This is a genomic window from Aestuariivirga sp. (assembly GCF_047600585.1).
GTDB lineage: Bacteria > Pseudomonadota > Alphaproteobacteria > Rhizobiales > Aestuariivirgaceae > Aestuariivirga.
The window spans coordinates 567315-582949 of sequence record NZ_JASGKP010000001.1 but is presented as its reverse complement, the minus strand read 5'-3'; the positions used below and the strand labels follow the sequence as shown (position 1 = coordinate 582949).

The 15635-nt window shown below is 63.0% G+C and carries 19 protein-coding genes; 11 read left to right on the top strand and 8 right to left on the bottom strand.

Annotated elements, in window-relative coordinates; translation table 11 throughout:
* Window positions 1-105: 105 nt before the first annotated feature.
* Complete coding sequence (gene tkt, locus QM801_RS02620; RefSeq protein WP_415017656.1) at window positions 106-2076, bottom strand: transketolase; 1971 nt, start codon at window positions 2074-2076, stop codon at window positions 106-108.
* 191 nt (window positions 2077-2267) lie between these two features.
* Here tkt and QM801_RS02615 point away from each other — a divergent pair, with 191 nt between their 5' ends.
* The 5 genes from QM801_RS02615 (at window position 2268) to QM801_RS02595 (ending at window position 4825) form a co-directional block, all read left to right on the top strand.
* Window positions 2268-2555 (top strand): DUF4164 family protein, encoded by a 288-nt coding sequence (locus QM801_RS02615; RefSeq protein WP_415017655.1) that lies wholly within the window; start codon window positions 2268-2270, stop codon window positions 2553-2555.
* Between the two features lie 8 nt (window positions 2556-2563).
* Window positions 2564-2908: a cell division protein ZapA gene (locus QM801_RS02610; protein ID WP_415017654.1), complete on the top strand. Its 345-nt coding sequence runs from the start codon at window positions 2564-2566 to the stop codon at window positions 2906-2908.
* A gap of 108 nt (window positions 2909-3016) precedes the next feature.
* Window positions 3017-3334, top strand: coding sequence for an SH3 domain-containing protein (locus QM801_RS02605; protein ID WP_415017653.1), 318 nt, complete (start codon window positions 3017-3019; stop codon window positions 3332-3334).
* A 137-nt stretch (window positions 3335-3471) separates the two neighbouring features.
* Window positions 3472-3828, top strand: a complete 357-nt coding sequence (locus QM801_RS02600; RefSeq protein ID WP_415017652.1) for a cupin domain-containing protein — start codon at window positions 3472-3474, stop codon at window positions 3826-3828.
* Window positions 3829-3934: 106 nt separating this feature from the next.
* Complete coding sequence (locus QM801_RS02595; RefSeq protein WP_415017651.1) at window positions 3935-4825, top strand: hypothetical protein; 891 nt, start codon at window positions 3935-3937, stop codon at window positions 4823-4825.
* A 48-nt stretch (window positions 4826-4873) separates the two neighbouring features.
* Here the strand turns inward: QM801_RS02595 and uvrB are convergent, their stop codons facing one another.
* From uvrB to QM801_RS02580, 3 genes are all read right to left on the bottom strand, one after another.
* On the bottom strand, window positions 4874-7162 hold the full coding sequence (uvrB, locus tag QM801_RS02590; RefSeq protein WP_415017650.1) for an excinuclease ABC subunit UvrB: 2289 nt from the start codon (window positions 7160-7162) through the stop codon (window positions 4874-4876).
* A 117-nt stretch (window positions 7163-7279) separates the two neighbouring features.
* Window positions 7280-8185, bottom strand: a complete 906-nt coding sequence (locus QM801_RS02585) for an HNH endonuclease (protein ID WP_415017649.1) — start codon at window positions 8183-8185, stop codon at window positions 7280-7282.
* Between the two features lie 59 nt (window positions 8186-8244).
* A complete protein-coding gene (locus QM801_RS02580) occupies window positions 8245-8739 on the bottom strand; it encodes a MarR family winged helix-turn-helix transcriptional regulator (RefSeq protein WP_415017648.1) in 495 nt (164 codons plus the stop codon).
* A gap of 125 nt (window positions 8740-8864) precedes the next feature.
* On the opposite strand from QM801_RS02580, the gene QM801_RS02575 reads away from it, so the two are divergent.
* Window positions 8865-9296 (top strand): organic hydroperoxide resistance protein, encoded by a 432-nt coding sequence (locus QM801_RS02575; RefSeq protein ID WP_415017647.1) that lies wholly within the window; start codon window positions 8865-8867, stop codon window positions 9294-9296.
* Window positions 9297-9362: 66 nt separating this feature from the next.
* On the opposite strand, the gene QM801_RS02570 is transcribed toward QM801_RS02575, so the two are convergent.
* The gene (locus tag QM801_RS02570; RefSeq protein ID WP_415017646.1) at window positions 9363-10163 is read right to left on the bottom strand and encodes an inositol monophosphatase family protein; all 801 of its coding nucleotides are present in this window, start codon (window positions 10161-10163) and stop codon (window positions 9363-9365) included.
* Between the two features lie 108 nt (window positions 10164-10271).
* On the opposite strand from QM801_RS02570, the gene QM801_RS02565 reads away from it, so the two are divergent.
* Entirely contained in the window at window positions 10272-10814 is a 543-nt protein-coding gene (locus QM801_RS02565) for an SRPBCC family protein (RefSeq protein WP_415017645.1), read from the top strand.
* An 85-nt stretch (window positions 10815-10899) separates the two neighbouring features.
* Complete coding sequence (locus QM801_RS02560; RefSeq protein ID WP_415017644.1) at window positions 10900-11820, top strand: lysophospholipid acyltransferase family protein; 921 nt, start codon at window positions 10900-10902, stop codon at window positions 11818-11820.
* A gap of 1 nt (window position 11821) precedes the next feature.
* Here the strand turns inward: QM801_RS02560 and QM801_RS02555 are convergent, their stop codons facing one another.
* The gene (locus tag QM801_RS02555; RefSeq protein WP_415017643.1) at window positions 11822-12091 is read right to left on the bottom strand and encodes a DUF2934 domain-containing protein; all 270 of its coding nucleotides are present in this window, start codon (window positions 12089-12091) and stop codon (window positions 11822-11824) included.
* A gap of 226 nt (window positions 12092-12317) precedes the next feature.
* Here QM801_RS02555 and infA point away from each other — a divergent pair, with 226 nt between their 5' ends.
* From infA to yacG, 3 genes are read left to right on the top strand one after another with little or no spacing between them, the layout of a single operon-like run.
* On the top strand, window positions 12318-12539 hold the full coding sequence (infA, locus tag QM801_RS02550; protein ID WP_415017642.1) for a translation initiation factor IF-1: 222 nt from the start codon (window positions 12318-12320) through the stop codon (window positions 12537-12539).
* Window positions 12540-12557: 18 nt separating this feature from the next.
* Window positions 12558-13202, top strand: coding sequence for a Maf family nucleotide pyrophosphatase (locus QM801_RS02545; protein ID WP_415017641.1), 645 nt, complete (start codon window positions 12558-12560; stop codon window positions 13200-13202).
* Window positions 13202-13396 carry a DNA gyrase inhibitor YacG gene (yacG, locus tag QM801_RS02540; protein ID WP_415017640.1) on the top strand — a complete coding sequence of 65 codons (195 nt, stop codon included), beginning with the start codon at window positions 13202-13204 and terminating at the stop codon, window positions 13394-13396. Before QM801_RS02545 ends, yacG begins: the two co-directional genes overlap by 1 nt.
* On the opposite strand, the gene QM801_RS02535 is transcribed toward yacG, so the two are convergent.
* Together QM801_RS02535 and QM801_RS02530 are read right to left on the bottom strand one after the other, a co-directional pair.
* Complete coding sequence (locus QM801_RS02535; RefSeq protein ID WP_415017639.1) at window positions 13375-14790, bottom strand: protein kinase domain-containing protein; 1416 nt, start codon at window positions 14788-14790, stop codon at window positions 13375-13377. The two genes, yacG and QM801_RS02535, sit on opposite strands and share 22 nt — an antisense overlap.
* A gap of 3 nt (window positions 14791-14793) precedes the next feature.
* Entirely contained in the window at window positions 14794-15537 is a 744-nt protein-coding gene (locus tag QM801_RS02530) for a metallophosphoesterase family protein (protein WP_415017638.1), read from the bottom strand.
* Window positions 15538-15635 lie beyond the last annotated feature (98 nt).

The window sequence follows — 15635 nt, the reverse complement described above, 5'->3', positions numbered from 1 at the left end:
CGGACGCGCGCCTTGATCGAGCGAACGCGAGATGTCGCGCGCGAGCCGGAATCCAGCTTCGGATGTCGAGAAAGCGGAAAGCTGGGCCCCCTCCTTCGTGCGGACCTATTTCCCCGTCGCAGCCTTCACTACCGCCTTGGCGGTGATGCCGAACTTCTCGTAGAGCTGCTCGGCCGGGCCCGAGGCGCCGAAGCCGGTCATGCCGATGAACTTTCCCTCGGTGCCGATGAAGCGGTCCCAGCCCATGCGCAGGCCTGCCTCGACGGCGACCCTGATCTTCTCCGTGCCCAGCACCTTGGCCTTGTAGGCCTTGGACTGCTTCTCGAAGAGTTCCATCGACGGCACCGAGACGACACGGGTGGGCACGCCCTTCTTGTCGAGCATGGCCTTCGCGGCGATGGCGATTTCCACTTCCGAACCTGAAGCGAAAATCACCGCCTTGGCCTTCTTCTTCGACTCGGCGATTTCGTAGGCGCCCTGGGCCGAGAGGTTCTTCGCAGAATAGGACAAGCGCGCCGGCAGCAGCTTCTGGCGGGTCAGCACCAGCGTCGAAGGCGTGGTCTTGCTTTCAAGCGCAATCTGCCAGCATTCGGCCGCTTCCACCGCATCGCAGGGACGCAGCACCTGATGGTTCGGAATGGCGCGGCATGCGGCCAGATGTTCGACCGGCTGGTGCGTCGGACCATCTTCGCCGAGGCCGATCGAGTCATGCGTCATCACGAAGATCGAGCGGATGCCCATCAGCGAGGCGAGACGCATGGAGGGGCGGCAATAGTCGGTGAAGCAGAAGAAGGTGCCGCCATAGGGAATGACGCCGCCATGCAGCGCCAGGCCGTTCATGGCCGCCGCCATGCCGTGTTCGCGAATGCCGTAGTGCACGTAGCGGCCGGCATAGTTCGAGGCCGAGAACACCGCCATGTCCTTCGACCTGGTGTTGTTGGAGCCGGTGAGGTCGGCCGAGCCGCCCATCGTCTCGGGCACGCAGGCATTGATCACGTCGAGGGCGTTCTGCGAGGAATTGCGGGTGGCGATGTGGGGCGGCTTCTTGGCCAGCTCCTTCTTGTAATCGGCCATCACCTTCTCGAAATTGTCCGGCAGCTTGCCGGCCATGATGCGAGTGAACCACGCCTTGCTGGGCGAAGAGGCGAGACGGCCTTCCCACGCCGTGCGCTCGGCCTTGCCGCGGGTGCCGGCTTCACGCCAGGCATTGAGAATGTGATCCGGAATCTCGAAGGGCGGCCAGGGCCAGTCCAGCTCCTTGCGGGTGAGCGCGATCTCGGCATCACCCAGCGGCGCGCCATGGGCCTGGTAGCTGTCCTTCTTGTTGGGCGAGCCCCAGCCGATCACCGTCTTGGCGGCGATCAGCACGGGCTGCTCGGAGAGCTGTGCGGTAGCCAGCGCCACCGAGATGGCGGTGTGGTCGTGGCCGTCGCAGCGCAGAACCTTCCAGCCCGAGGCTTCGAAACGCTTCACCTGATCGGTCGAGTCGGCCATGGAGATGCGGCCGTCGATGGAGATGTTGTTGTCGTCCCAGATGACGATGAGGTTCTTGAGCTTCAGGTGCCCGGCGAGGCCGATCGCTTCCTGGCTGATTCCCTCCATCAGGCAGCCGTCGCCTGCCAGCACGTAGGTCTTGTGGTTGACGAGGTCATTGCCGAACTGGGCATTGAGGTGGCGCTCGGCCATGGCGAAGCCCACGGCGTTGGAAATGCCCTGCCCCAGGGGGCCGGTCGTGGTCTCGATGCCCTCGGCGTGGCCATATTCCGGGTGGCCCGCCGTCTTGGCCCCCAACTGCCTGAATTTCTTGATATCTTCGATAGTCATGTCCTTGTAGCCGGTGAGGTACAGAAGGGCATACTGGAGGATCGAGGCATGGCCGGCGGAGAGGATGAAGCGGTCCCGGTCGGGCCAGTGGGGGGCGGACGAATCAAACTTCAGGAACTTCGTGAACAGGACCGCGGCCACGTCGGCCATGCCCATGGGCGCCCCGGGATGGCCGGAATTGGCCTTCTGCACGGCATCCATGGACAGGGCGCGGATGGCATTGGCCATGGTGCGGGGCGTGACATCGGTCATGGGAATCGGCCTTTCTGGCGGGAGTTTCAATGGGATCGGACTTCTGATAACAGCCGGGTAAACCCTGTCAATGCGGGGTGGTAGCACTGTTTGCGGGCGATTGCTTCCCTTGGCCGGCAGCTTTAAGGTGCAACGAATTGTGAGTGCTTGAGAATCTCCGGTTACTGCTCTAGTGGGGTGTCAGGACGGATATGGCAGAATCAACGAAATTCGAAGCATCGCTTCAGCGGTTTGAAAAGGCGCTGAAGCTTGTCGAGGCTTCCCTTGCACGCAAGCAGGCTGAAAACGCCCGCTTGAAGACGCTCGAGATCGAGAAGGCAACGCTCGAGTCGGACCGCCAGCGCATGGACCGGGAACTGGCCCAGGTGCGCGTTAAGGCCCAGGAACTCGTGGACACTTCCAAGCAGGCTGTGGGCAAGATCGATAGCGCCATGTCGCGCATCCGGTCGGTGCTGCACTCGAACAGCGGCGGGCAATAGGAGTGGTCATGGCCAACGTCGTCGTCAATATCGCCGGTCGCCCCTACACCATGCAGTGCCCCGATGGTGAGGAAGACCATCTCAAGGACCTCGCCAAGCTGCTCGACACCGAAGTCGGCCGCATCCGCCAGAGCGTGGGCGCCATCGGCGACATCCGCCAGCTGGTGATGGCGGGCCTCATGGTGGCTGACCGCCTCTCGGAAGCGACCCGCAAGCTCGAGGACATGCAGGACCAGCTCGACGGCCTGCGCATCAGCCGCGACCAGGCCCTGCAGCAGATCAAGCAGCAGGACGAGAACTTCGCCAAGGCGCTGGAAATCGCCGCCCAGAAGCTTGAGGAAATGGCGCAGTAGCACCCGCCTCCCCTTCTCCTTCCTGATGAACGCCAGACAACCGCCGCTTCAGACGGGGTTCAGCCGCTGGCCGCTAGAACGCCTCGCATCATCACGAGGACACACCCCATGACCCGCATCACCACCACCGCCCTTGCCGCCGCTGCTGCCATTGCCGCCTTCGCCGCCATGGCGCCGGCCCAGGCGCAGTATTGCGAAGGCACCGTGCACGGCCTTTCGAAGTACTACAATCCGGAGACGGGCGCCGGCTTCCTCGCCGTTCGCGCCAAGCCGCGCGCCTCGTCCTATCAGAAGGGCGAACTGTTCAACGGCGACAAGGTCGAAATCTTCACGCGGAGCGGCAACTGGTACCGCATCGCCCCCGTTGACGGCGGACCGGAAGGCTGGGCCCACGCCCGCTGGATCTGGAACGACTGCAATTATTGAGATCGCTCGGGACGGACAGAGCGCAAGCGAAGGCAGGGCAGCCGGGAACGGCTGTCCTGTCTTCGGCCATTGTTCTGGCGGCTTGTGAAGCGGGCGGAAGCGCGCCAAGAAGGCGGGGACAAGCAACAGGACGCCCCATGATCGACCTCACCTGCATTCCCGCCCTCGCCACCCTCGACCTCGGCCCCTTCGAGGACAAGCCCACATCGTTTGAAGGCAACCAGAAGGAAGCTGCCGTCTCGCTGTGGACGTCCGCCGACGGGCGCGTCGACATCGGTGTCTGGGAATGCACGCCGGGCCGCTTCACTGCCGACCGCACGCTGTCGTCAGAGTTCTGCCACTTCATAGCGGGCGAAATCGAGATGACCCACACGGACGGCCGCAAGGAACGCCTCGGCCCCGGCGACGCCATCAGCCTGCCGCTCGGCTGGAAAGGCGAATGGCGGGTAATCAAGCAGGTCAGGAAGCTCTACATCATTACGAAGAAGGATTGAGACGTCCCACGTCCATCCATAGGCGCAATACCGTTGTTGTCTCTTGCGTTGACAATCCGTCAATTGCGTTCCCTAGTGAAGCAACTCGGAAAGAGGAGCACGCGCCATGGAAGGAACGCTCGACATTCAATTCAGAGAAGGCCTGACGACCGAGCAGCGGAATGTGGCAGAAGCCTCCGTGCGCGCCATGTTGGCCAGGCACACAGCGGAGGGAGCAGCAGCAAGCCTCCGCCGCCAGCAGAAAGACGAATTCCGCCAGCGGGTCGTCGACAGGCTGGGTAAGCTCATTCTCGAAGATCCCGCCGTCGCAGCGACACTGACGGCAGCAACCCAATCGAGGCTCCGTTCAGAAGCGCTGTCGCTCGACGGCGTACCGGTGCAGATGGAATCACGACTGGCGCTTCCTCCTGCAGGCCCGACGCCATTTACCTTGGCGATACCAATCGAACCACCTTTCGATTACACATGGCAGTACCGTCTTCCTAACAGCGGCCCGCCTCACCAGAGCATTGCCGACGTCGACGGAAATTTGATCCTGAACGCCATGTCGGACCACATCGTCGGCGGTGTCGATACATTCGTGAATGTCCATTGTGGCGTAGGGTGCTCGTTCAAACTCTCTCATACCGCCAGCGTGAAGCTGAATGCCGACATGGACTTCCGTTACAAGTTCCTTGTCGATTGCACGGGGATCGGCGGATACGCTTCTGTGGACGGAGGCGTGGACGCGGCGCTGATGAGAGGTTCTGAGGCCATTATGATTGCAACAGCGCCCGTCTACCATCGCCGCATTAGCGGTTACGAAGACGCGCAAATGGATGTACCCTTTGCGCCCCTGCACTATCCCAATGGTATCGCTTCGCAGGTCGAACCAGGGACCTATGCTTTCAATCTCGGCATCTGGGCCGTGTCGGACTATGGCAACGGTGTCGGCCAGTCAGCCGCGCAATCGTCATGCCAAGCGCGGGTGCGCAAGATGCTCATTGTGGCAGTTTGATTGCTCGCCCGCCCACCACGACGCAAGCCCTACGGCCGGACGCCGCCACTACCGCTTCGGCCCGCGATAGGTGCGTGTGCCGGGCTTGCCGCCTTTCGAGCCTGCCTTGCGGTCGCCGGGCTTTCCCGCCGTCGGCCATGATGCCGTCGCCGGCTTGATGCGGGAACTGCCCTCGCCTGCCGACGGATCGCGCGACATCGGATCATCCAGCACCGCAAGCTCCAGCGCCTTCAGACGCTTCACCTCGTCGCGGAGACGGGCTGCCTCTTCGAACTCCAGGTTGGCGGCAGCGTCGCGCATGCGCTTCTCCATGTCCGCCAGCACCTTCTCGAGATTGTGGCCCATGAGCGGACCGTCGTCCTCGGCAAGCCCTGCATCCACCTGCACGTGATCCTGCTCGTAGACACTCTTCAGGATGTCCGAGATGTTCTTCTTGATCGACTGCGGCGTGATGCCATTCGCCGTGTTGTAGGCTTCCTGCTTCTCGCGGCGGCGGTTGGTCTCGGCCATGGCGCGCTCCATCGAGCCGGTGATCGAGTCCGCATACATGATCACCCGGCCATCGACGTTGCGCGCGGCGCGGCCGATGGTCTGGATCAATGAGGTTTCGCTGCGCAGGAAGCCTTCCTTGTCGGCATCGAGAATGGCAACGAGCGCGCACTCCGGAATGTCGAGGCCTTCGCGCAAGAGGTTGATGCCAACCAGCACGTCGAAGGCACCGAGGCGGAGATCGCGCAGGATCTCGATGCGCTCCAGGGTCTCGATGTCGGAATGCATGTAGCGCACCCGCACCCCCTGCTCGTGCATGTATTCGGTCAGGTCTTCCGCCATGCGCTTGGTGAGCGTGGTCACCAGCACGCGATAGCCCTGCTTCGCCACCTCCTTGCATTCGGCGATGACATCGTCGACCTGCGTCTTGGTGGGGCGGATGGTGACCGGCGGGTCGATGAGGCCGGTGGGTCGGATCACCTGCTCGGCAAAGACACCACCCGACTGCTTCAGTTCCCACGGGCCGGGCGTGGCCGAGACATAGATGGTCTGCGGGCGCATCGCGTCCCATTCCTCGAAGCGGAGCGGACGGTTGTCGATGCAGCTCGGCAGGCGGAAGCCATATTCGGCCAGCGTCGCCTTGCGATTGTAGTCGCCGCGGAACATGCCGCCGATCTGCGGCACGGTGACGTGGCTTTCGTCAATGAAGACGAGGCAATTGTCCGGCAGGTATTCGAACAGCGTGGGGGGCGGCTCGCCCGGTTGGCGTCCGGTGAGATAGCGCGAATAGTTCTCGATGCCGGCGCAGGAGCCTGTCGCCATCATCATCTCCAGGTCGAACATGGTGCGCTGCTCGAGGCGCTGCGCCTCGAGAATGCGACCCGCCGCGTTGAACTCGGCGAGGCGCTGGCGCAGATCTTCCTTGATGCGGGTGGCGGCCTGCTCCAGCGTGGGCTTGGGCGTGACGTAGTGCGAGTTGGAGTAGACCTTCACCGACTCGAGTTCCGCCCGCTTCTGCCCGGTGAGCGGATCGAATTCGGTGATCGCCTCCACCTCGTCGCCGAAAAGCGACACGCGCCAGGCGCGATCCTCGAGATGCGACGGGAAAAGCTCGATGGTATCGCCGCGCACCCGGAAGGTGCCGCGCACGAAGTTCTGGTCATTGCGCTTGTAGTGCAGCGCCACGAGATCGGCGAGCAGCTGACGCTGCGGGAAGCGCGCGCCCTTCTTGATCTCGAAGGTCATCGCCGAATAGGTCTCGACGTCGCCGATGCCGTAGATGCACGACACCGACGCCACCACGATCACATCGTCACGCTCAAGCAGCGCGCGCGTGGCCGAATGGCGCATGCGGTCGATCTGTTCGTTGATCGAGCTTTCCTTCTCGATGTAGGTGTCGCTGCGCGGCACATAGGCTTCCGGCGTGTAGTAGTCGTAGTAGGAGACGAAATACTCCACCGCGTTGTTGGGGAAGAACTGCTGGAACTCGCCGTAGAGCTGTGCGGCCAGCGTCTTGTTGTGGGCAAGGATCAGGGCCGGGCGCTGGGTGCGGGCGATCACCTGCGCCATGGTGTAGGTCTTGCCCGAGCCGGTGACGCCGAGCAGCACCTGGTCGCGCTCGTTGGCATTGGCGCCCTGGACGAGTTCCGCAATGGCGGTGGGCTGGTCGCCCTTGGGCTCATACTCGGAGACGAGTTCGAAACGCCGCCCGCCCTCGGATTTCTCCGGCTTCGGCGGCTTGTGCGGCGTGAACATGGGGAGTGGCACGAAATCCGGGCGCAGGCTCTCAAGCCCCGCGCGCACGCTCGCCGGCAATTCCGGAACGCCGTCCAACCGGGCCTGCGGCATCTCCGCAAACCCACCCTCTTGTCGTGAATGACCCATGGATACGGATATAGGGCCTTCACCCCGGGAGTGAAAGGGCGGGTGCTGACACCTGCTGACAGGATGTGTCAGGAATTGTCATCAGGCCTTGAATTTATTGGTTCTATGCCATTCCAGGTAGATGGGGTGGGGACGCAAAGTCTCGTTTGAAGGGACCTTGGCCTTTCTATCCCGGTTTAACAGATGAGACACATCGTTGTTCATTTGTCGGGATAAGAGAATCGTGAGGTCATCTGTCAGCGACAGCAGCCCACGATCAAACATCCAGTGCATGGTGCCCGACAAAGCAATGCCATTTCGGATCCAGTCATTGCCGCCGTCTTCGACAGGACGAATGTGGGCGGCCTCAACTTCTGGCCGACCCCGACCATTCAAAAGCCTGAGGCCGGTAAAGGCACAGGTGCGGTCGTACGCCACGCGCACGTTCTGCCTGAACTTGATGTCGCGCCACGCCTTCCGGGACAGCAGTTCGACGATCGGCCGATCGTACTCTTCATCGAGAATGGCAGGTTGCTGTCGCTCTCCCATGCCTTCGATATCGAGTTCAGGACTTGGCAAGTCTGGAGCATTCCGATCAGGCCAAGCCTCGGGTGTGGTCAATCCAGCTCTCACGATTGCGGCAAACTCAGCGTCTTCCAGCATTCGTACAGCCTGAACCATCATGCCGCGACTGATACGGCCATCGCCCAAGACAAGCCGCTTCTCGAAGCCACCACTCTCCTTGTATTCAACCGCACGGTCAAAATCGATGTACTGCTCCAAGTACGCATAGTGCAGTTCGGGGTTCTTGGGGTCCGGCGAGACCGACTTCACTTTCGCAATACCGGTGTAGTAGCGGCCTTCGTGACCAGCCCGCGGACCATAGTAGACAATCCAATCACCAACAGTCTTTATGACTCGGGACAAATACATCTGCGGGAAGTGATACCACTCACCTTCCCGATCATCGTAAGCGCTCCCGGGCTTATGATAGAAGACAGCCTTCACACAATGCTTCCCGCCATTTTCCAATTCTTCACAGGAAGAAGCGGGAAGTTCAAGCGGTCTCAGATGTCTACAACCCCACTCTCCTCCAGCTTCTCTCGCAGCGTGTGCAACTGGTCGCGAAGCGCGCCCAGCTCAGAAAGGCTGAGGCCGGAGGCGGAGAGGATGCAGCCCGGGATTGATTCCGCCTTGCGCCGCAGGGCCTTGCCCTTGGCCGTGAGGTGAACCAGCACCTGGCGCTCATCCTCCGCACTGCGGGTGCGGCTGAGGAGGCCCGCCGCCTCCATGCGCTTGAGCAGCGGCGTGAGGGTGTTCGATTCGAGGCCGATCTGGCTGCCGATCTGGCCCACGCCACGGCCCTCCTCTTCCCACAAGGCTATCAGCACGAGATATTGCGGATAGGTGAGGCCGAGCGGCTCCAGCAGCGGCTGGTAGACCCGGTTCATGGCATTGTTGGCCGCATAGAGGCTGAAGCACAGCATGGCATCGATGGCGGGCATGCCGCCCGCTCCGGCCTTCGGTCTGGACTTGTTCTGGCTTGTTCTTGTCTGGGGCATGGCACCCTCCGTCCTGCCCAATTTAAATCGCGCACGATCTTTCCACAAGGGCTTGACAGGCACGGGTGCCGCCAATATATATCGCGCACGATATAAACGTACACGATCATAAACGGAGAAAGCAGATGAGCACCAAGATCCTCTACACCATCGCAGCGACGGCAACGGGCGGCGGCCGCAACGGCAGCGTCAAGACCGAAGACGGGTCCTTTGACCTCACCATGGCAACGCCGAAGGAACTCGGCGGTTCCGGCAACGGCAAGAACCCGGAACAGCTTTTCGCCGCCGGCTATGCCGCCTGCTATCTCGGCGCCATGCGCTTCGCCGTGTCGCAGGACAAGAGCCTCGCCACCATCCCGGAAAACGCCACGGTGCGCGCCTCAGTCGGGATTGGCCCGCGCAGCGACAAGGGCTTCGGCCTTGCCGTGAAGCTGGAAGTGCATTTCCCCGGCGTAAGCAAGGTTGATGCGGAACGCGTCGCCGCTGCCGGCCACGAAATCTGCCCCTATTCGCACGCCACGCGCGGCAACATCACCGTCGACACCGTCGTCGTCTGATCACACGCACGCAAACGAAAGGGCCCGCCTCTCCGCGAGACGGGCCCTCTTTCATTCTGAACGGGTTCAGATCTTCTCGGCTTCGGCCAGCGCCTTCTTCATCTCGGGCAGCAGATCGGCATTGGCGGCAACATAGCCGTTGGTATGCAGCGGATCGCCCTCGCCCTTGAGCGGTGCCACGAAGCCGCCGGACTCGCGCACGAAGAGAAGGCCCGCTGCCATGTCCCAGGCATTGAGGCCATCGCACCAGGCTGCATCAAGGCGGCCGCAAGCGACCCACGCGAGTTCCAGCGCCGTCGACCCCAGCACGCGGATGCCCGTGGTGCGGGCCTGCAGCACCGCCACCTGATTGCGGTGAAGCACATGCATCTTGGGCTGGCCCATATGCGGAATGTTGGTGGAGATCAGCGCATCCTGCAACGTGCGGCGCGAGGAGACGCGCATGCGCTTGTTGTTGATGAAGGCGCCCTGCCCCTTCTCGCTGTGGAAGAGTTCATCCGTGACCGGATTGTAGGTGACGCCGGCCACGATCTCGCCCTTGCGCTCCAGCGCCACGGTGAGCGCGAAGTAGGGCAGCGCATGCATGAAGTTCGAAGTGCCGTCGATCGGATCGATGATGAAGCGGTGGTCCGGGTCCTGGCCCTTGGAACCGCCTTCCTCCTCGCCGAGGAAGCCGTAGGTCGGCCGCGCCTTCGACAGTTCCTCGCGCAGCACGCGCTCGCACTTCTTGTCGGAGGCGGTGACGAAATCGCCCGGCCCCTTCTGCGACACCTGCAGGCTTGCCACCTCGCCATAGTCCCGCTGCACGCCCCGGGCGGCCTTGCGCACGGCGTTGATCATGACGGTCATTACGGGTGAACTGGACACTGATTGAAATCCTTTGCCGAAAGAGCTTGTTGCCTGGGGCCGCCGATAGCAAGATGGGGCGGTGAAGGCTAGTGCCCCCGTTCACAGGGCTGCCGCACGGAGGACGCAATGCGCAAGGTGCTGCTCGGCATATTCTACGGCCTCCTCGGCCTGTTCCTCATCGCCGTGGCCGGCGGTTATGCCCTGCCCGGCAAGGCCCACGTGGAACGCTCCGCCAGCATCAATGCCCCCGCCGACAAAATTTACGGCATTGTCGCCGATCTCCAGCGCAACAAGGAATGGTCGCCCTGGACCGCCATGGACCCCGCCATTGAGCTGAGTTACTCCGGTCCCAACAATGGTGCTGCGGGGGTGGGCCAGAAGATGTCCTGGGTCTCCAAGAACCCGCAGGTCGGCACGGGCTCGCAGGAAGTGACGGAACTTGTGCCGAACGAGCGGATGGTCTCGGCGCTGGAATTCAGCGGCACCAAGGCAACCGCCACTTTTGCCCTGCAGCCCAATGGCACCGCCACCAAGGTGGTCTGGTCCTTCGATGCCACCCTGAGCGGCGTTGCGGAGCGCTGGTTCGGCCTGCTCTTCGACCGCCTCATCGGCCCTGACCTCGAGAAGGGCCTCGTTAACCTCAAGACTCTCGCGGAAGCCCAGGGCTGAGGGCCAGCGCAGAACTGTCATCCCTCTGTCACGGCGCTTTGACACAAGGGCGCGACCCGCACCGTGTGAAGGAGCCCCGAGACTCATGCCGCCCGCCATGGACGCCGCAGCCGAACTTCCCGTCATCGATTTCGATTTCAGCCTGACGGAGAAAATCCGCTTCAGTTATTCGCGCCCTGAAGACCCGGTTCTGAAAAAGGCGATCATCTGCGGCATCGAGAAACTCTCGGGCCAGGGCTTCTTCAAGCGCCGCTATCTCGAATGGTCCAGCCGCGGCCACACCAGCGAGAACATATTCGCCGCCGGCATCCGCCTGCTCGGGGTGCGCCTGCGCTTCGATGAAGCAGCGCTCGCTGCCGTGCCTCAGCGCGGGCCGTTGCTCGTCGTTGCCAATCATCCCTTCGGCGTGGCGGATGGCCTCGCTCTCGGCGATCTCGTGACGCGCGTGCGTCCCGATACCCGGATCATGACCCACAGCCTGCTCTGCCAGCCGCCGGAAGCGCAGCGCTTCCTTCTGCCGGTCGATTTCGGCAAGACCAATGAAGCGCGCCAGCGCTCGGCCCGCACCCGCATGGAAGCGGTGCAATGGCTCAAGGACGGTCACTGCGTGGCGCTCTTCCCGGCGGGCGGCGTGGCCACGCGCCAGTCACCCACCAAGGGGCCGGCGCTCGATCTGCCGTGGCACACCTTCGTGGCGAAGCTTGCAGCAGTGGCGGGCGTGCAGGTGCTGCCGCTGTTCTTCCACGGCCAGAACTCCACGCTCTTCCACCTCGCCAGCCACACGGCCTATCCGCTGCGTGTCGCCCTGCTTTTCCGTGAAACGCTGCGGCAGCTGGGCGAGACGATCGAGGTTGAAGTGGGAACGGCCATTCCGGGCAGCAGCCTGCCTCAGACACAAGGCAAGGAAGCGGTTGCAAGTGCCCTCCGAGCCATCACTTTCGGCCTCGACAGGACGGGCGCATCATCGCCCGCCGTGTTCAACTGGCCGAAGCACGTGGGATCGTGACTTAAGCCTTCTTCGGCGCTGCCTTCTTCGCCGGCGCCTTCTTCCCGGGAGCGGCCTTCACGGCTGCCTTCCTGGCAGCCGGCGTCTTCACCGGAGCCGGCGCTTCGACAACCGGCGTGACATCGGGAATGGACACGGCGGAAACGCGCTCAAGGGCGCGCTGCCAGTGGATCTCGGCGCGGCCTTCCGGGCGGCCTTCTTCAATCCAGAATTGATAGGCAAGAGCGCGAACCTGCTCTTCCTGAGAGGTCTTCGGTGCATGTGCCGGCATGGATGGTGCTCCGTGGGTGTGTCAGCAAGCGCAATACAATCGCGGACCACATAGCACAGGCCGATGTTGCACTGCAACATAATCTCGGAGTGTGGCAGCGAGGCGAAGGAAGACCGGGCACGACAGCCGACGAACCCTTGAAAATCACCCCCGAAAGGTTCATTGCTGCCCCCGCCCCACGGTCCGCCGCTGCAGACCCGGGCAAGGCCAAGCCCAAGGAGATTGAATGGCTAAGGAAGAACTGCTCGAATTCGAGGGCACGGTGTCGGAACTGCTGCCCAACGCGACCTTCCGCGTGAAACTGGACCACAATTCCCACGAGATCATCGCCCACACCTCCGGCAAGATGCGCAAGAACCGCATCCGCGTGCTGGCCGGCGACCGGGTCATGGTGGAAATGACGCCCTATGACCTGACCAAGGGTCGCATCAACTACCGCTTCAAGTAACCGGCGGAGCACACGACCATGGCCGAGGAGAAGCCGAAAAGCCGACTGGTACTGGCCAGCGCTTCGCCACGCCGTCTCTCGCTCCTCGAGCGTGTCGGCATCGCGCCCGACCTGCTCTGCCCTGCAGACATCGACGAGACCCCGGAACGCTTCGAAACTCCCCGCCGCCTCGCCATCCGCCTGGCGCAGGAGAAGGCCAAGGCGGTCGTCAACCTGCCGCTGGTCAAGGACCAGGGCCCCAATGTTTTCATTCTCGCCGCCGACACTGTCGTCGGCCTCGGCCGCCGCTCGGTGCCGAAAGCTGAAACCGAACAGGATGTGAAGGCTGCCCTCGCCCTCCTCTCCGGCCGTTCGCACTGGGTGTATTCGGCCGTCTGCCTGATCGACCCCAAGGGCCGCCTCAGCTACCGCTGCTCGGAAACCAAGGTACGCTTCAAGCGCCTCTCGCGCGAAGACATCGTGGCCTATGTGGCGAGCGGCGAATGGCGCGGCAAGGCCGGAGGCTATGCCATCCAGGGCCGGGCCGAATCCTTCGTGCGCATGCTCTCGGGCTCGCACTCCGGCGTGGTCGGCCTGCCGCTTTATGAAACGGTGCATCTCCTCGAAGGCGCGGGCTTCCCCGTCTTCAACACGCTGATGCACAAGCCGTCCCTGCTGGTGTGATGGCCGAGCCGGTTCACCTCCGGCCCCGGCGGCCCTGCCCCATCTGCAAGAAACCCTCGACGCAGAAGTTTCATCCTTTCTGCTCGAAGCGCTGCGCCGAAATCGATCTCGGCCGATGGCTGGGCGGCAACTACGCCATTCCTGCCGTGGAGAACGAGGAACCGGACGAGGATCAGCCGCCCGAGGCGTCCTGATCCTTGCGGTCGCGCACCACGGTCACGGTGCATGGCGCTTCCGAAGCCACCCGCGCCGAGACGCTGCCCAGCAGCTTGCGCATGGTGGAGTTGTCGCGCGCCCCCATCACGATGTGATCGACGGTGTTCTCGCGGGCATATTCGAGAATTGCCTCGGCAGGGTCTGTCGCCTCCAGCACGTGGAAGCTCACCTGCGCCTGCGGCACTTCAAGCGGGCGGGCCCAGTCCTTCAACTGCACGATGCGCGAGATGTGCTTGTTGTTGCCCTCTTCATCCAGCGTTGAATCAAGCGCCAGCCGCTTCAGCCTGAGCACATTGAGACAGGCGACGCGCACTTCCTTCGAACGTTCGACGATCCGCATCACCGTCTGCCGCACCTGTTCCGAAAGTTCAGGCGACATGGTGGCAAGGTCGATCGCAACCGCAATGATCGGCGCCTGCGCCAGACCCTCGCTCGCATCCTTCGGATGATCGATCAGGCTTTCGAAGGGTTCCGACTTGCGCTTGAGGCGGACGAAGAAACCGTCGGGCCGCTCCTTGTGGGCGCGCTTCGTCAGCTTCACTTCCGACGGATTGTTGAGATCGAAGAGCAATTGCTGCGCATTGGGGTAACGGCGCGAGGCATTCACCTCGAGGCAGCGGAGAATGACCTCCTGCAGCCAGAGCGGAATGTCGCGGTTCAGCATGCGGGGCGGCGGCGGGTCCCACCAGAGGCGGCGCTTCAGGCCCTTGAGGCGCGGCGGATCGCCGAAGGGCCGCTCTCCCGTTGCGAAGAAATAGAGAAGCGCCCCCAGCGCAAAGAAGTCGGAGCGGAAATCATGGCGCTGCCCGAGGATCTGTTCCGGCGCCATGTAGGGCGCAGTGCCATAGGGCAGCCGGAATTCCTCCGCCACCAGGTCCGGCAGGTCGAGATGGCGTGACAGGCCGAAGTCGACGAGCACGGCCTCGCCTGTGGACCGCATCATGATGTTGGAGGGCTTGATGTCGAGGTGGACGACACGCTGGTGGTGCAGCGCATCGAGCGCCACCGCCACCTTGCGCCCGATCTCCACCACCTCCTGCACGGGAAGCGGCAGGCTCGTCAGCTTGGGCAGCAGCGATTCCCCGTCGATCTTCTCCATCACGATGAAGGGCTGCACGGCAAAGTCGCCATTTGCGATGAAGCGCGGCACATGCGGGCCCTTGAGGCGCGGCATGATCATCTGCTCCATCTCGAAGCCCACGATGGTGGCCGGGTCTTCGCCTTCGGCCAGCACCGGTACTTTCATCAGCAGCACTTCCGAGGAATGTTCCGGCGTCACCTGCCAGAGCTGGGCCATGCCGCCCGTGTGCAAGAGCTGCTTGAGCACGAAGCCGCCGAAGGTCATGCCCGCTTCGAGTTTTGCCTTCGCCATCCCTCAGCGCCCCCTCAACAGCCGCAGCGCCAGGCTTTCCGGCAATCCTTCCTCGAGCACCCGTTGCGAGACACTCTCCACATCATAAGGCACGCGCTGGTAAGTGAGCGCGCGCGTCGCCTCGTTGAAGATGGCGAAGGAAGCAGCCGGATTGCCGTCGCGCGGCTGGCCCACGGAGCCCAGCACAGCGAGCCACTGGCGGTGAGCCGACAGCGGAATGGTGATGTCAGTTGCGGGCGTGTGGGCCGTGACCCTGCCGCCGGCCTGCGTGGTGCAATAGAGGGCGGGCATGTGCACATGGCCGCAGAAGGTGACATTGGCCTTCACCGCGGCGAGGCTTCGCCCCGCCATTTCGGCGTCAGTCACATAGTTCCAGGCGGACGGATTGGAACCGTCGGCATGGACGAAGAGATGGGTGCCGTCACTCACCTCGTAAGGCAGCGACTTGAGAAAAGCGACCGAACCTTCGGAGAGATGGCGGCGGGTCCAGTCCATGGCGGCGGCGGCAGTGGAGTTCATGCCATAGTCGGCCTTGAAGGTTGCCGCATCGTGATTGCCGAGAACCGCAATCGCCCCCTTTTCGATCATCGGGCGGACGCGCTGCACCACCGCTTCCGGGTCAGGGCCATAGCCCACGAAGTCGCCGAGGAAGGCCACGCGGTCCACCCCTTGCGCCGCAATGGCCTCAAGGCAGGCGTCCAGTGCCGGAAGATTGGCATGGATATCGGACAGCAGCGCCAGTTTCATTCACGATCCCTTTGCGGAAATCTTGTGCTGCCCTGCCCGCAAACTCAAGCGTCCGCAAAACGAGGGCGGCTGCAACTTTCGTTACAGCCGCCCGCAGT

What these genes read in the sequence shown, in the direction of transcription:
- tkt (WP_415017656.1), bottom strand. Translation starts at nt 2,076, where the DNA reads ATGACCGATGTCACGCCCCGCACCATGGCCAATGCCATCCGCGCCCTG.
- QM801_RS02615 (WP_415017655.1), top strand. Translation starts at nt 2,268, where the DNA reads ATGGCAGAATCAACGAAATTCGAAGCATCGCTTCAGCGGTTTGAAAAG.
- QM801_RS02610 (WP_415017654.1), top strand. Translation starts at nt 2,564, where the DNA reads ATGGCCAACGTCGTCGTCAATATCGCCGGTCGCCCCTACACCATGCAG.
- QM801_RS02605 (WP_415017653.1), top strand. Translation starts at nt 3,017, where the DNA reads ATGACCCGCATCACCACCACCGCCCTTGCCGCCGCTGCTGCCATTGCC.
- QM801_RS02600 (WP_415017652.1), top strand. Translation starts at nt 3,472, where the DNA reads ATGATCGACCTCACCTGCATTCCCGCCCTCGCCACCCTCGACCTCGGC.
- QM801_RS02595 (WP_415017651.1), top strand. Translation starts at nt 3,935, where the DNA reads ATGGAAGGAACGCTCGACATTCAATTCAGAGAAGGCCTGACGACCGAG.
- uvrB (WP_415017650.1), bottom strand. Translation starts at nt 7,162, where the DNA reads ATGCCGCAGGCCCGGTTGGACGGCGTTCCGGAATTGCCGGCGAGCGTG.
- QM801_RS02580 (WP_415017648.1), bottom strand. Translation starts at nt 8,739, where the DNA reads ATGCCCCAGACAAGAACAAGCCAGAACAAGTCCAGACCGAAGGCCGGA.
- QM801_RS02575 (WP_415017647.1), top strand. Translation starts at nt 8,865, where the DNA reads ATGAGCACCAAGATCCTCTACACCATCGCAGCGACGGCAACGGGCGGC.
- QM801_RS02565 (WP_415017645.1), top strand. Translation starts at nt 10,272, where the DNA reads ATGCGCAAGGTGCTGCTCGGCATATTCTACGGCCTCCTCGGCCTGTTC.
- QM801_RS02560 (WP_415017644.1), top strand. Translation starts at nt 10,900, where the DNA reads ATGCCGCCCGCCATGGACGCCGCAGCCGAACTTCCCGTCATCGATTTC.
- QM801_RS02555 (WP_415017643.1), bottom strand. Translation starts at nt 12,091, where the DNA reads ATGCCGGCACATGCACCGAAGACCTCTCAGGAAGAGCAGGTTCGCGCT.
- infA (WP_415017642.1), top strand. Translation starts at nt 12,318, where the DNA reads ATGGCTAAGGAAGAACTGCTCGAATTCGAGGGCACGGTGTCGGAACTG.
- QM801_RS02545 (WP_415017641.1), top strand. Translation starts at nt 12,558, where the DNA reads ATGGCCGAGGAGAAGCCGAAAAGCCGACTGGTACTGGCCAGCGCTTCG.
- yacG (WP_415017640.1), top strand. Translation starts at nt 13,202, where the DNA reads ATGGCCGAGCCGGTTCACCTCCGGCCCCGGCGGCCCTGCCCCATCTGC.
- QM801_RS02535 (WP_415017639.1), bottom strand. Translation starts at nt 14,790, where the DNA reads ATGGCGAAGGCAAAACTCGAAGCGGGCATGACCTTCGGCGGCTTCGTG.
- QM801_RS02530 (WP_415017638.1), bottom strand. Translation starts at nt 15,537, where the DNA reads ATGAAACTGGCGCTGCTGTCCGATATCCATGCCAATCTTCCGGCACTG.